The 13,630-nt window shown below is 55.4% G+C and carries 15 protein-coding genes; 1 reads left to right on the plus strand and 14 read right to left on the minus strand.

Going from position 1 to position 13,630, the window contains the following annotated elements:
- Positions 1 to 77: 77 nt before the first annotated feature.
- The 14 genes from ptsG to yceD form a co-directional block, all read right to left on the minus strand.
- Positions 78 to 1,511 (minus strand): PTS glucose transporter subunit IIBC, encoded by a 1,434-nt coding sequence (gene ptsG, locus MKleb_RS16405; protein ID WP_217076004.1) that lies wholly within the window; start codon positions 1,509 to 1,511, stop codon positions 78 to 80.
- A 297-nt stretch (positions 1,512 to 1,808) separates the two neighbouring features.
- Positions 1,809 to 2,603: a metal-dependent hydrolase gene (locus MKleb_RS16410; RefSeq protein ID WP_004849918.1), complete on the minus strand. Its 795-nt coding sequence runs from the start codon at positions 2,601 to 2,603 to the stop codon at positions 1,809 to 1,811.
- Between the two features lie 10 nt (positions 2,604 to 2,613).
- On the minus strand, positions 2,614 to 3,618 hold the full coding sequence (gene holB, locus MKleb_RS16415) for a DNA polymerase III subunit delta' (RefSeq protein ID WP_025106912.1): 1,005 nt from the start codon (positions 3,616 to 3,618) through the stop codon (positions 2,614 to 2,616).
- Positions 3,615 to 4,256, minus strand: a complete 642-nt coding sequence (gene tmk / locus MKleb_RS16420; RefSeq protein ID WP_025106911.1) for a dTMP kinase — start codon at positions 4,254 to 4,256, stop codon at positions 3,615 to 3,617. Before tmk ends, holB begins: the two co-directional genes overlap by 4 nt.
- Positions 4,246 to 5,268, minus strand: a complete 1,023-nt coding sequence (yceG, locus tag MKleb_RS16425) for a cell division protein YceG (protein WP_004849912.1) — start codon at positions 5,266 to 5,268, stop codon at positions 4,246 to 4,248. Before yceG ends, tmk begins: the two co-directional genes overlap by 11 nt.
- A gap of 2 nt (positions 5,269 to 5,270) precedes the next feature.
- A complete protein-coding gene (pabC, locus tag MKleb_RS16430) occupies positions 5,271 to 6,080 on the minus strand; it encodes an aminodeoxychorismate lyase (RefSeq protein WP_025106910.1) in 810 nt (269 codons plus the stop codon).
- A gap of 145 nt (positions 6,081 to 6,225) precedes the next feature.
- Entirely contained in the window at positions 6,226 to 7,467 is a 1,242-nt protein-coding gene (fabF, locus tag MKleb_RS16435; RefSeq protein ID WP_004849908.1) for a beta-ketoacyl-ACP synthase II, read from the minus strand.
- A gap of 89 nt (positions 7,468 to 7,556) precedes the next feature.
- Entirely contained in the window at positions 7,557 to 7,793 is a 237-nt protein-coding gene (gene acpP, locus MKleb_RS16440; protein ID WP_000103754.1) for an acyl carrier protein, read from the minus strand.
- 210 nt (positions 7,794 to 8,003) lie between these two features.
- Complete coding sequence (fabG, locus tag MKleb_RS16445; protein WP_004131399.1) at positions 8,004 to 8,738, minus strand: 3-oxoacyl-ACP reductase FabG; 735 nt, start codon at positions 8,736 to 8,738, stop codon at positions 8,004 to 8,006.
- Between the two features lie 12 nt (positions 8,739 to 8,750).
- On the minus strand, positions 8,751 to 9,680 hold the full coding sequence (fabD, locus tag MKleb_RS16450) for an ACP S-malonyltransferase (RefSeq protein ID WP_025106909.1): 930 nt from the start codon (positions 9,678 to 9,680) through the stop codon (positions 8,751 to 8,753).
- A gap of 15 nt (positions 9,681 to 9,695) precedes the next feature.
- Positions 9,696 to 10,649, minus strand: a complete 954-nt coding sequence (locus tag MKleb_RS16455; RefSeq protein ID WP_004131395.1) for a beta-ketoacyl-ACP synthase III — start codon at positions 10,647 to 10,649, stop codon at positions 9,696 to 9,698.
- A gap of 53 nt (positions 10,650 to 10,702) precedes the next feature.
- Complete coding sequence (gene plsX, locus MKleb_RS16460) at positions 10,703 to 11,800, minus strand: phosphate acyltransferase PlsX (protein WP_071846169.1); 1,098 nt, start codon at positions 11,798 to 11,800, stop codon at positions 10,703 to 10,705.
- Positions 11,801 to 12,002: 202 nt separating this feature from the next.
- Complete coding sequence (gene rpmF / locus MKleb_RS16465; protein WP_004101077.1) at positions 12,003 to 12,176, minus strand: 50S ribosomal protein L32; 174 nt, start codon at positions 12,174 to 12,176, stop codon at positions 12,003 to 12,005.
- A gap of 16 nt (positions 12,177 to 12,192) precedes the next feature.
- Complete coding sequence (yceD, locus tag MKleb_RS16470; RefSeq protein ID WP_217076006.1) at positions 12,193 to 12,714, minus strand: 23S rRNA accumulation protein YceD; 522 nt, start codon at positions 12,712 to 12,714, stop codon at positions 12,193 to 12,195.
- 141 nt (positions 12,715 to 12,855) lie between these two features.
- Between yceD and MKleb_RS16475 the strand changes: the two genes are divergently transcribed.
- A complete protein-coding gene (locus MKleb_RS16475; RefSeq protein WP_004849894.1) occupies positions 12,856 to 13,440 on the plus strand; it encodes a Maf family protein in 585 nt (194 codons plus the stop codon).
- The last annotated feature ends 190 nt before the right edge of the window (positions 13,441 to 13,630 follow it).

The following is a 13,630-nucleotide window of genomic DNA, read 5'->3' on the forward strand; positions in this document are numbered from 1 at the left end:
CCGCGGGCGCGCTTTTAACGCCTGCGGCCATTAAAAAAGGCAGCCCGTAGGCTGCCTTAGTCTCCCCATATCACAACTTAGCTGTTGCGGATGTATTCATCCATTTCAGTTTTCAGGTTATCGGATTTGGTACCGAAAATAGCCTGAACGCCTGAACCTGCAACAACCACGCCTGCGGCACCCAGTTTTTTCAGGCCAGCCTGATCAACTTTCGCCACATCCGCCACGCTCACGCGCAGACGAGTGATACATGCGTCGAGGTTAGTAATGTTCTCTTTACCGCCGAACGCGGCAATCAGAGCCGGAGCCATTTCACTGGTCGCGCCAGCTTTGCCGTCTTCGGTGGCGTCTTCACGACCCGGGGTTTTCAGATCCAGCGCTTTGATCAGCACGCGGAACACCACGTAGTAAACAATCGCGTAGCAGATACCGACGATCGGGAACAGCCACAGCTTGCTGCTGTTGCCAGACAGAACGATGAAGTCGATCAGGCCGTGAGAGAACGACGTACCGTCACGCATACCCAGCAGGATACAGATCGGGAAGGCCAGACCTGCCAGAATCGCGTGGATGATGTACAGGATCGGCGCAACGAACATGAACGAGAACTCGATCGGCTCGGTAATACCGGTCAGGAACGAGGTCAGCGCTGCGGAGATCATGATACCGCCCACTTTCGCGCGGTTTTCTGGTTTAGCAGAGTGCCAGATAGCGATAGCGGCGGCCGGCAGACCGTACATTTTGAACAGGAAGCCGCCGGACAGTTTGCCCGCAGTCGGGTCGCCTGCCATATAGCGCGGAATATCACCGTGGAAGACCTGACCTGCTGCGTTGGTGTATTCACCAATCTGCATCTGGAAAGGAACGTTCCAGATGTGGTGCAGACCAAACGGCACCAGGCAGCGCTCAATGAACCCGTAGATACCGAACGCGACAACCGGGTTCTGGTAAGCGGCCCACTGGGAGAAAGTCTGGATTGCAGTACCGATCGGCGGCCAGATAAAGGACAGGATCACGCCAGTGAAGATCGCTGCCAGGCCGGAGATAATTGGCACAAAACGCTTGCCCGCAAAGAAGCCCAGATACTCAGGCAGCTTAATGCGATAGAAGCGGTTGAACATGTAGGCTGCGATGGCACCGGAGATGATACCGCCGAGGACGCCGGTATCCGCCAGGTGTTTAGCCGCAATCTCTTCAGCAGGTAAATGCAGAACCAGAGGTGCAACCACGGCCATGGTTTTCACCATGATGCCGTAAGCGACGACCGATGCCAGAGCGGATACGCCGTCGTTATTGGTGAAGCCAAGTGCGACACCGATAGCAAAAATCAGCGGCATGTTAGCGAAGACCGAACCGCCCGCTTCCGCCATGACGTGGGAAACTACGGCTGGCAGCCAGCTGAAGTTTGCGGAACCGACGCCCAGCAGGATACCTGCGATAGGCAGTACGGATACCGGCAGCATCAGCGATTTACCGACCTTCTGCAGGTTAGCAAATGCATTCTTAAACATAATTGAGAGTGCTCCTGAGTATTTGGTGCTTTTTTACGTTTTCACGCATTGGCCCGGGGGGAGAACCGCGCCGTGGACAGGACATCTAAGCGCCCTTTATTTATTACACAGAGTAAAATAATTACCGGGATGATTGTTTGACGGCTATCACGTTTCAATCAGACACCCATTAAAAACTGACATTGATTTACATAACTCGTGTCTGAATGTTGCCAAAAAACCTTCACCGCCCCATTTGTGGCGGTGAACTTTACTCGCTTTAGCTATTAATTACGAGCCTTAAAATAATAAGCAATATCAGAGAGGTTGCAGCCGGGAGGGGTCAATATGAAAAAGCGTCGCGAAATTTTCAGTCGTCTGTTGTGCCAGCTGCTCCAGCGATACGCCCTTGAGGACCGCCATATACTCGGCGACGTCCCTGACCATCGCCGGCTGGTTCTCTTTGCCGCGATGCGGTACCGGCGCCAGATACGGCGAATCGGTCTCCACCAGCAGGCGATCGAGAGGTACATAGCGCGCAGCATCGCGAAGCTGCTCCGCATTACGGAACGTCACAATGCCGGAAAACGAGATATAGAACCCCATATCCAGCAGCTTACCCGCTGTCTCCCTATCCTCAGTGAAACAGTGTAGTACGCCACCGCAATCCGTCACTTTTTCTTCGCGTAAAATTTCCAGCGTATCGGCGCGGGCATCGCGGGTGTGAACAATAACCGGCTTATTCAGCTCCCGGCCTATACGGATATGATCGCGAAACGACGCCTGCTGACGCGCTTTTGTTTCCGGCGTGTAGAAATAATCGAGCCCGGTCTCGCCCATCGCGACGACGCCGTCCTCTGCTGCGAGTTTGCGCAGCTCTTCAACGTCATACTCTTCATCCTGGTTTAACGGATGGACGCCGCAGGAAAAAACGACGTCGTGACGCTGCCCCACCAGCTCGCGCATACCGCGGTATCCCGGCAGCGTCGTCGCCACCGCCAGGCAAAATTTCACATCGCGCGCGGAAGCCTTTGCCAGTACATCGTCCACATCTTTATGCAGCGTTTGATAATCCAGGCCATCGAGATGGCAATGGGAGTCGACTAAAAACATGATGTCTCTCTCAGAGGTGGGATACGGGAAGAACCGCCCCGGGTTGCAGGTAATGTTCCCAGCGCAGAAGGCGCTCGGTTAGCAGCAGTTCGCGATTAATGCCGACAACGCTCAACAGCTGTTCGCGGCAGGCGCTGACGTCACGCGCAATCGCCTGCAGGCGCGCCGCCGGCAGCGCAGCGGCCAGCTGATTGACCAGTGGCCAGGCGTCCGGATTGCTGATAAGCGTAATCCCCTGCTGCCTTTTTTGCGCATCGACCAGCAGCGATGCCAGCCAGTGCAGGCGAATCGCGGCCTGTTCATGGTTCAAAATCGGCAACAGCGTCAGCCAGTCGCCGTGAGTTAAAATATTACCCAGGATCTGACAAAGCTGCTGGCGCGGTGCCCAGTGAGCATCCTGCAGCAGATCCAGCGCTGCCGCTGGCGCGTTGGCGCTCAGCCGCAGCGCCGCGAGCAGCGCGTCTTGTGACATCGTCACTTCCCGCTCTAACCACGCCAGCGCGTAACGTTCTGAAGGCGGAGCAAGGTGATACAAACGACAGCGGCTGCGCAGCGTTGCCAGCAGGCGCGCTGGCTCCTGACAGGCCAGGAAGAACCAGGTATTCTCCGGCGGCTCCTCCAGCGTTTTCAGCAGCGCGTTTGCCGCCGCATCCGTCAGCATAGCGGCATCGCCTATCCACACCACCTTCGCGCCGCCAAGCCGGGCGTGCTCATAAAGCTTTTCGCTCACTTCGCGCACGGCATCGATCCCGAGCGAGCTCTTCCCCTTTTCCGGGGTCAACGCATAATAATCAGGATGGGTACCGGCCTGCATCAGCTGACAGCTGTGGCAATGACCGCAGCTTTTATGCCCTTCCGGCTGGCGGCACATCAGAAAGCGACAAAGCGCGTAAATCAGCGCATCGCTCCCCATGCCCGGCAGCGCCTGGACCATCAGCGCATGGTGGCCCCGTCCCGCCTGATAGCTGGCAACCAGCTGTTCAAAGGGCGGGCGTAACCACGGATACCATTTCATGGGAGTTGCTCCGCAACCCACCGATTCACCACCGCACGGATGTCGCGCTCGACGGCCTCCAGCGGCTGGGTGGCGTCAACGGTGCGGATGGTGGGATCCTGCGCCGCCAGTTCAAGGTAGCGCGCGCGAGTTCGATTAAAGAAATCCAGCGACTCCTGCTCAATTCGGTCAAGTTCGCCGCGGGCGCGGGCGCGCTTCAAGCCCACCTCCGGAGTCACATCAAGATAAAGCGTCAGATGGGGACGAAAGTCTCCCAGTACCGCGTCACGCAGGGTCGCCAGCATCGTCTGGTCGATACCGCGACCGCCGCCCTGATAGGCCTGGGTAGAGAGATCGTGACGATCGCCAATGACCCATTGACCGCGCGCCAGAGCGGGTTTAATCACCGTCTCTACCAGCTGTACGCGCGCCGCGTAAAACATCAGCACTTCCGCTTTATCATTAATCACTTCATCGCCGGTGGACTGAATATCCAGCACCAGGCTGCGCAGCTTCTCGGCCAGAATGGTGCCGCCCGGTTCGCGGGTAAACACCATATCGCTAACGCCCAGCTGTTTTAGCGTCTCTACCACACATTCACGCGCGGTGGTTTTCCCTGCGCCCTCCAGGCCCTCGATGACGATATAGTTACTGCGCATTTTTTTCCTTAAGTACTTTCAAATAATCCTGAACCGAGCGGTTATGGCTGGCCAGGTTGGTGTTAAACGTATGCCCGCCCTTACCGTCCGCGACAAAATAAAGATACGGCGTTTTCGCCGGATGCGCGGCGGCGTTCAGCGAGGCCTCGCCCGGTGCGGCAATGGGTCCGGGCGGCATACCGTTAATGGCATAGGTATTGTAAGCGGTCGGCGTTTCCAGGTCTTTACGCGTCAATTTGCCATTATAACTCTCCCCCATCCCGTAAATCACGGTGGGATCGGTTTGCAGACGCATGCCGATACGTAAACGATTAATAAATACCGATGCGACGCGGTCGCGCTCTTCCGGCAGCGCCGTCTCTTTTTCAATGATAGAGGCCATCGTCAGCAGCTGATTCTTATCATGATACGGCAGATTCTCCATCCGCCCTTCCCAGGCTTTATCGACCGCGGCAACCATCTTCTGATGCGCGCGCTTAAGGATCGCCACATCGCTGGTATTGGCGGTATACATCCAGGTATCCGGCCAGAACCAGCCTTCGACCCAATCGGGATGTTCCAGTTCAAGGGCCTTCGCCACGGTTTCATAGCTGTCATCCGCCAGCGTATGCTTGACGTAAGGCGCATCGCGCAGCTGACGCAGGTAGTCACTCACCCGCATACCTTCAACGAAGCGCAGCGGAAACTGCGCCTCTTTACCGCTGGCGAGCAGCTGCAGCATCTGGCGTACCGTCATATCAGGCGTGAAGCGATAGGTCCCGGCTTTAAAGTGGGACAGCTCAGGCTTGATGCGCAGCAACCACTGGAACACCCGAGGGCGGTTAATGACTTTATCGCTATACAGCTGTTGCCCAAGCGCCAGGCGCCCCGTTCCGGCCTCAAGGGTAAAGATGGTCTCTTCTTTAATCAGTAACTTACTGTCCGCCAGCTGGCGAACTTTCCACATACCGATGCCCGCGGCGATGCCCAGCACCACCACCAACAGCAGAATGAAACGTAACATTTTCTTCATGGCTAATCAGACAGCTCACACAAGGGGGCTAAAAAATGATAAAGCTCGCGCGTGGACCAACGTTTATCGTTCCAGCGGCGAACAGGCACCAGCGGCATTAATGCGTTACAGACAAGGACCTCGTCGGCTTCGCGTAACGCCTCGGGGCGCATGGTGGCTTCGACAACGCGAAACGGCGATGGTGCCAGCTTAGCGAGAATGTACTGGCGCATAATACCGTTGACCCCCGCCTGATCGAGGCGCGGGGTAAAGACGTCGGATCCTTTACGCCAGAATAAGTTCGCGGCACAGCATTCCGTAAGCCACCCGTCGCTGTCAAGGACCAGCGCTTCATCGGCGTCCGTCTGCTCAAGATGAGAACGAATCAGCACCTGCTCCAGCCGATTAAGGTGTTTGAGGCCGGCGAGCGAGGGATTGCGTCCCAGCCTGACAGGGCTCAACGTCACGGAGATCCCCTCCTCGCGCCAGCGAAGATAGTGCTCCGGCCAGGGCGATACGCTGAGGATTCTCACGGGATTCACGCAGCCGGCAGCGCTGTATCCGCGCCCCCCCGCCCCGCGCGTGATGATGACCTTCAGCACGCCATCCTGATGGGGCTGTGCCAGATGCGCCATCTCCTGCGCTAATAGCGCCCAGTCGTCGTAGGGGATAAAGAGCTGTTCACAGGCCTTCTGCAGGCGGGCCAGATGGGCTGACAGCAGCTGAACCCGGCCTCTGACGATGCGCGCCGTGGTAAAGCAGCCATCGCCGAACTGAACGCTGCGATCGTTCACCGCAAGCGTTTCACTTTCAGCGCCATTTATCAAATACATAAAAGTCTCCTTATCGCTGGCCGGTTAGTTTCGCAGGAGGAGATACATTGAACAAGCGGAGAAAACTGAATAAAAAAAGGCCCGACAAGCGGGCCAGTTTTTCGATGAGCATTGACGTCAGCAAAGACGTGGCGTCAGGCGCGCATCACACCCTTTTAAAGATTAGCGAGCCGTTAGTGCCGCCGAAGCCGAAGGAGTTACACAGGGTATACTCCAGATCGCTAACCTGACGCGCTTCGTGCGGAACGAAGTCCAGATCGCAACCGTCATCCGGGTTATCCAGGTTGATGGTTGGCGGAACCGCCCGATCGCGCAGCGCGAGGATGGAGTAGATAGACTCTACTGCGCCCGCGGCGCCCAGCAGGTGGCCGGTCATTGACTTAGTCGAGCTGACCATGACGCGGCTGGCAGCGTCACCGAAGACAGATTTCACCGCCTGCGCTTCTGCTTTATCGCCTGCCGGCGTAGAGGTGCCGTGGGCGTTGACGTAGCCAATCTGGCTAGCTTCAATGCCAGCATCACGAATGGCGTTCACCATCGCCAGCGCGGCTCCAGCACCATCTTCCGGTGGCGAAGTCATATGGTAGGCATCGCTGCTCATACCAAAGCCGACGATTTCCGCATAGATTTTCGCGCCGCGTTTTTTCGCGTGCTCATACTCTTCCAGCACGACCATGCCGGCGCCGTCGCCGAGCACGAAACCGTCACGCTCTTTATCCCATGGACGGCTTGCCGCCTGCGGGTTGTCATTGCGCGTGGACAGCGCGCGCGCTGCACCAAAGCCGCCTACGCCCAGCGGGGTACTGGCTTTTTCCGCACCACCGGCGACCATTGCGTCAGCATCGCCATAGGCGATAACGCGCGCGGCGTGACCAATGTTGTGTACGCCAGACGTGCAGGCGGTTGCGATGGAAATGCTTGGTCCACGCAGACCAAACATGATGGTCAGATGCCCGGCCACCATGTTAACGATTGTGGAAGGAACAAAGAACGGGCTGATCTTACGCGGTCCGCCTTTTACCAGCGAACTGTGGTTTTCTTCGATCAGGCCAAGCCCGCCAATACCGGAACCAATAGCGGCACCGATGCGGGTAGCATTCTCTTCCGTCACTTCAAGGCCAGAATCCTGCATGGCCTGAATGCCAGCGACAATTCCATATTGAATGAAGGCGTCCATCTTGCGCTGTTCTTTGCGCGAGATGAAGTCATCACAGTTAAAATCCTTTACTAAGCCAGCAAATTTCGTTGCATAGGCGCTAGTATCGAAATGGTCGATCAGGCTGATGCCACTCTGACCGGCAAGGAGAGCTTTCCAGGTAGACTCTACGGTATTGCCGACAGGAGACAACATGCCCAGTCCGGTCACAACTACACGACGCTTAGACACGGTTGTCCTCCAGGGAGGGAAAATAGATTCTTGTGGGACAAAATATAGATAAAACTCAGGCGGTCGAATGACCGCCTGGAGATGTTCACTTACGCCTGGTGGCCGTTGATGTAATCAATGGCAGCCTGAACAGTAGTGATTTTCTCAGCTTCTTCGTCCGGAATCTCAGTATCAAACTCTTCTTCCAGAGCCATTACCAGCTCAACGGTGTCAAGAGAATCAGCGCCCAGGTCTTCAACGAAGGAAGCATTGTTGGTAACTTCTTCCTGCTTAACGCCCAGCTGTTCGCCGATAATTTTCTTAACGCGTTCTTCGATAGTGCTCATACTCTTAAATTTCCTATCAAAACTCGCTTTCGCGATGGTTTTCGTAGTGTATAAAATGTTGAAAAATTTGCAACTAAATCCCGGCAGGTCTTACCACGATTTTACGCTATTTTGCGGCTGTTTGCCCTCATAACGCAAATCATTTTGTACAAAACATTACGGTGAACCGCACAGACTGCGCGGTTCCTGAGCGTTTTGCACAAATCTCGGTCAGACCATATACATTCCGCCGTTGACGTGCAGAGTTTCACCGGTGATGTAACTCGCTTCGTCAGAGGCTAAAAATGCCACCGCGCTGGCGATTTCATTTGGAGAGCCTAAGCGCCCCGCAGGAACTGCCGCCAGCGTACCCGCACGCTGCTCATCGGTCAGCGCACGCGTCATGTCCGTTTCAATAAAGCCCGGAGCAACAACGTTTACAGTAATACCGCGGGACGCAACTTCGCGAGCCAGTGATTTACTGAAGCCAATCAGACCCGCTTTCGCCGCAGCGTAGTTGGCCTGACCCGCATTTCCCATGGTACCAACCACAGAACCGATAGTGATAATACGTCCATGACGCTTTTTCATCATAGCGCGCATTACCGCTTTTGACAGACGGAAAACAGATGACAGGTTGGTTTCGATAATATCGTTCCACTCATCATCTTTCATGCGCATTAACAGGTTATCACGAGTAATCCCGGCATTGTTCACCAGGATATCAACTTCACCAAATTCTGCGCGAATATTTCCCAGAACAGATTCGATAGATGCAGGATCGGTCACATTCAGCAGCAGACCTTTACCGTTAGCACCTAAATAATCGCTGATCGCCTGCGCACCGCTCTCGCTGGTCGCAGTACCGATAACTTTCGCGCCACGGGCAACGAGCGTTTCAGCGATTGCGCGGCCAATCCCGCGACTTGCACCGGTAACCAGCGCGATTTTTCCTTCAAAACTCATGGTTTTCCTCTTTTATTGCTCAAGCGCCGCAGACATCGCCGCCGGCTCGTTAAGCGCGGAAGCGGTCAGGGTGTCAACAATACGTTTAGTCAGACCGGTGAGGACTTTACCCGGACCAACTTCATACAGATGCTCTACGCCCTGTGATGCCATAAACTCAACGGTTTTGGTCCACTGAACCGGACTATACAGCTGGCGAACCAGGGCATCACGGATAGCATCAGGTGCCGTTTCACTTTTCACGTCGACGTTGTTTACCACCGCAATCGTCGGCGCGTTAAAGGTGATTTTCTGCAGCTCAACCGCCAGTTTTTCCGCCGCCGGCTTCATCAGCGCGCAGTGGGACGGTACGCTGACCGGCAGCGGCAGGGCACGTTTCGCACCCGCAGCCTTACAGGCGGCTCCCGCGCGCTCGACGGCCTCTTTGTTACCCGCAATAACCACCTGTCCTGGCGAGTTAAAGTTTACCGGAGAAACCACCTGCCCTTCAGCAGATTCTTCGCAGGCTTTGGCAATCGCAGCGTCGTCAAGCCCGATGATCGCGGACATCGCACCGGTACCTTCCGGTACCGCTTCCTGCATAAACCTGCCGCGCATCTCAACCAGGCGGACGGCATCAGCAAAATCGATAACGCCTGCGCATACCAGCGCAGAGTATTCGCCGAGGCTGTGGCCCGCCAGCAAAGCGGGCGCTTTACCGCCCTGCTGCTGCCAGACGCGATACAGCGCTACGGAGGCGGTCAGCAGAGCCGGCTGCGTCTGCCAGGTTTTGTTCAACTCTTCCGCCGGGCCCTGCTGTGCAAGCGCCCACAGATCGTAACCCAACGCCGCAGAGGCTTCACGGAACGTCTCTTCAATGACCGGGTAAGCGGCCGCCATGTCTGACAGCATCCCGACACTCTGAGAGCCCTGTCCCGGGAACACAAAAGCAAATTGCGTCATGTTTAAATCCTTATCCTAAAAACGAACCAGCGCGGAACCCCAGGTGAAACCACCACCGAAGGCTTCCAGCAGAATAAGCTGACCACGTTGAATGCGGCCATCGCGAACGGCTTCATCCAGCGCACAGGGAACAGATGCCGCCGACGTATTGCCGTGTCTGTCGAGCGTGACGACCACGTTGTCCATCGACATGCCCAGCTTCTTCGCCGTGGCGCTGATAATACGCAGGTTGGCCTGATGCGGCACCAGCCAGTCAAGCGCAGAGCGCTCGAGGTTGTTCGCAGCTAAAGTCTCGTCCACGATGTGCGCCAGCTCGGTTACCGCCACCTTAAAGACTTCATTACCCGCCATCGTCAGATAGATGGGGTTTTCCGGTTCGACGCGATCGGCGTTCGGCAGCGTCAGCAGCTCGCCGTAGCTGCCATCTGCGTGCAGATGGGTGGAGATGATGCCCGGCTCTTCAGAAGCGCCCAGCACCACGGCACCGGCGCCATCGCCAAAAATAATAATGGTTCCGCGATCGGCAGGATCGCAGGTGCGCGCCAGCACGTCAGCGCCGATCACCAGCGCGTAATCCACCGCACCGTTTTTCACGTATTGATCGGCAACGCTGAGCGCGTAGGTGAACCCCGCGCAGGCCGCAGCGACGTCAAACGCCGGGCAGCCTTTAATACCCAACATTGATTGAATCTGGCAAGCCGAGCTAGGAAACGCATGGGTACCGGAGGTGGTCGCAACAATAATCAGACCAATTTGCTCCGGCTTGACGCCCGCCATGTCCAGCGCATTCTTTGCGGCTTCAAGGCCCATCGTAGCAACTGTTTCATTCGGTGCGGCAATACGACGCTCGCGGATACCGGTACGAGTAACAATCCACTCGTCAGACGTATCGACCATATTTTCCAGTTCAGCGTTCGTACGCACGTGCTCAGGCAGATAGCTGCCGGTACCAATAATCTTCGTATACATGTACGCTCAGTCACTCTTGGGTAATATACCGGGTTAACTCAAACTGCGAGGCGTCAGTCGTTGCCGGTCATCCGGGTTTGAGGCCTGGAATTTCCGCTTCTGCCGCCTTCAGGCAATTCGAAACCTGCAGGGTATAAAGATTCCAGGCGAGCGGCAATTCGCTGAGGAACCTGCCGCTGCACAGCCTGCACTGCCTGCTCTATCGCGACGCAAAAAGCGCGCTGATTGGCAGCCCCATGACTTTTAATCACGGAACCGCGTAATCCTAACAGACAGGCACCATTATACTGGTCGGGGTTGAGGTGACTGAATCGCCTCGACAGGCTTTTTTGTAACCAACGCTTTAATAAAAGCAGCCACCACGACCTTTTTTTCCCCTCTCCCTGTGATTTCAACAGTGAAAGGAACATTCTGACAACACCTTCCATCGTTTTTAATGTGACGTTGCCCGTGAATCCATCACAAACCAAAACATCCGTCTTGCCCGTCAACAATTCGTTGGCTTCCAGATACCCAATATAGTTGAGGGTTGGCAGGGTCTTCAAAACCGCCGCCGCATCGCGAATGCTGCTGAGACCTTTCATCTCTTCTTCGCCGATATTCAGAAGCGCAACGCGGGGATCCTTAATACCGATCGCTTCTTCGGCAAGAACCGCCCCCATGATGGCAAACTGCACCAGCATTGTGCTATCGCAATCCACGTTAGCGCCTAAATCCAGCACCACCGTTTTGCCCTTCAGCTGATGCGGCAACATAGTAACCAGCGCAGGGCGCTCAATCCCCTCAATGGGCTTAAGCAGCAGCTTCGCCAGCCCCATCAGCGCTCCGGTATTACCCGCACTGACGCAGGCCTCCGCCCGCCCTTCTTTCACTAACTCAAGCGCAATGCGCATTGAGCTACCGCGACTCGCGCGAATCGCTTGCGCGGGTCGAGCATCACTGGCAATAACTGACTGCGCAGGGATAACCTGCAGACGTGAACGTTGTTCAAAATCAGCTTTGGCAAGTAATGGCGCGATAGTGTCGGGATCGCCGACTAAAAGAAGTGTGAGTTGTGAATTAGAGTTCAGTGCCTGCAATGCTGCAGGCACTGTCACGGAAGGGCCAAAATCCCCGCCCATGACATCTAACGCCAGGGTTAGACGTGTCAAGGTATCGTCGCTGCTCGGTTCGGTTATTCCCCAGTTACCCGGGGAGATCCTCACTAAGCTTCATCACGCTTTTACTCTTCGTCTTTCACGCGGCAAGTGCGTTGACTGCGCTCGTTCACACCAGTCACATAGTGAGCTATGCTCCTGGTGCTTCTCTCGCTTGCGTCTTCTTGCAACGCGAAATCCATGGAGTAATGCGTGATTACTTAGCGATAACCTTGCGACCGCGGTAGAAACCGTCGGCAGTGATGTGGTGACGCAGGTGTTTTTCACCAGAAGCTTTGTCTACAGACAGGCTGGTGACTGCGGTCAGCGCGTCATGGGAACGACGCATGCCACGTTTGGAACGGGTTGGTTTATTCTGTTGTACGGCCATGGACCTTACTCCTCAATTACTTATGCTTTAAGCTGGCTAATACGGCAAATGGATTTGGTTTTTGTGCCTTTTCAGGCAGTTCACCAAAGACCATGTCCGCGTCGGACACTTCACAGTGTTCAGAATCATGCACCGGAACTACGGGCAAGGCGAGGATGATTTCATCTTCAACCAGCGCCAGCAGATCGATTTCACCGAATTCGTTAACCTCAATCGGCTCATACGCTTCCGGCAGTGCTTCGGCCTGTTCGTCATTTCTGACGGGGCTGAAACAATACGTTGTGTGAACATGATGGGGGAACGGTTTCCCGCAACGCTGACATTCGAGGGTTACCGACACCGTCGCATCGCCGCTTAAAACGGCAAGACGCTGGTTATCGATAGCGAACGACATGCTGCATTCCACATCGCTGTCCACGCTGACAACAGAATCAGCGACACGCACAGCCTGATCACGGGTATAGATACCTTGGTAATCTAAGCGTTTTTGAGCCGTGCGAACCGGATCGAGAGTCAGGGGTAATTTTACCTTTTGCATAGGGCGCGCATATTAACTTTGTAACGTCATAGAGTCAAAGAAAAAGGCAGCCTCAGGTTGCCTTTTGCCATTTATTCGCACACATTGCGGCGCATAGTTTAAAATGATGCTCTGCGAAGCGCTATATGTGGATGAAAAAATATGTCTGAACTAATCCTCGCGTCAACCTCGCCGTGGCGGCGAATGCTGCTGGAAAAACTGTCGGTGCCTTTTGAATGCGCTGCGCCGAACGTTGATGAAACCCCGCTGCCCGGCGAACCTGCCCGCCAGCTGGTGATGCGTCTGGCGCAGGCAAAGGCGCAGGCCCTTGCCGCACGCTACCCACAGCACCTCATTATAGGCTCCGATCAGGTTTGTGTCCTGGACGGTGAAATTACCGGCAAACCGCATACGGAAGAAAACGCCCATCGCCAGCTGAGAAAGGCCAGCGGCACCATCGTCACGTTCTATACCGGCCTGGCGCTGTACAATTCCGCCAACGGTCATCTACAAACGGAATGCGAACCTTTCGACGTTCATTTCCGCCGTTTAAGCGACCAGGAAATTGAGAGCTATATCCGCAAGGAAAACCCGCTGCAGTGCGCCGGAAGCTTTAAAAGCGAAGGTTTAGGCATCACGCTATTCGAACGGCTTGAGGGGCGCGATCCCAACGCGCTGGTCGGTTTGCCGCTCATTGCCCTGTGCCAGATGCTGCGCCGGGAAGCGTTGAATCCCCTGCTCACGTAAACATGATAAAGGCCTCCCGATCCCACGCGGTCTCTTCCTGAGGCCGCGTGCCGCCACTTTACAACGCGTTTTACCCGCTGCCCAACGGAGCAGAGCAGGTTTACCCCAACTTAATTAATGCATCGCCTGTCACAGTTTATTTTACCCGCGCCATTAGAATCCATTATGAAACGTTGTTTTATTTTTAAAT

Source organism: Klebsiella sp. PL-2018 (genome assembly GCF_019048985.1).
Lineage (GTDB): Bacteria > Pseudomonadota > Gammaproteobacteria > Enterobacterales > Enterobacteriaceae > Klebsiella > Klebsiella michiganensis.

What these genes read in the sequence shown, in the direction of transcription:
- rpmF (WP_004101077.1), bottom strand. Translation starts at nt 12,176, where the DNA reads ATGGCCGTACAACAGAATAAACCAACCCGTTCCAAACGTGGCATGCGT.
- tmk (WP_025106911.1), bottom strand. Translation starts at nt 4,256, where the DNA reads ATGCGCAGTAACTATATCGTCATCGAGGGCCTGGAGGGCGCAGGGAAA.
- holB (WP_025106912.1), bottom strand. Translation starts at nt 3,618, where the DNA reads ATGAAATGGTATCCGTGGTTACGCCCGCCCTTTGAACAGCTGGTTGCC.
- yceD (WP_217076006.1), bottom strand. Translation starts at nt 12,714, where the DNA reads ATGCAAAAGGTAAAATTACCCCTGACTCTCGATCCGGTTCGCACGGCT.
- MKleb_RS16455 (WP_004131395.1), bottom strand. Translation starts at nt 10,649, where the DNA reads ATGTATACGAAGATTATTGGTACCGGCAGCTATCTGCCTGAGCACGTG.
- fabD (WP_025106909.1), bottom strand. Translation starts at nt 9,680, where the DNA reads ATGACGCAATTTGCTTTTGTGTTCCCGGGACAGGGCTCTCAGAGTGTC.
- pabC (WP_025106910.1), bottom strand. Translation starts at nt 6,080, where the DNA reads ATGTATTTGATAAATGGCGCTGAAAGTGAAACGCTTGCGGTGAACGAT.
- MKleb_RS16410 (WP_004849918.1), bottom strand. Translation starts at nt 2,603, where the DNA reads ATGTTTTTAGTCGACTCCCATTGCCATCTCGATGGCCTGGATTATCAA.
- MKleb_RS16475 (WP_004849894.1), top strand. Translation starts at nt 12,856, where the DNA reads ATGTCTGAACTAATCCTCGCGTCAACCTCGCCGTGGCGGCGAATGCTG.
- ptsG (WP_217076004.1), bottom strand. Translation starts at nt 1,511, where the DNA reads ATGTTTAAGAATGCATTTGCTAACCTGCAGAAGGTCGGTAAATCGCTG.
- acpP (WP_000103754.1), bottom strand. Translation starts at nt 7,793, where the DNA reads ATGAGCACTATCGAAGAACGCGTTAAGAAAATTATCGGCGAACAGCTG.
- yceG (WP_004849912.1), bottom strand. Translation starts at nt 5,268, where the DNA reads ATGAAGAAAATGTTACGTTTCATTCTGCTGTTGGTGGTGGTGCTGGGC.
- fabG (WP_004131399.1), bottom strand. Translation starts at nt 8,738, where the DNA reads ATGAGTTTTGAAGGAAAAATCGCGCTGGTTACCGGTGCAAGTCGCGGG.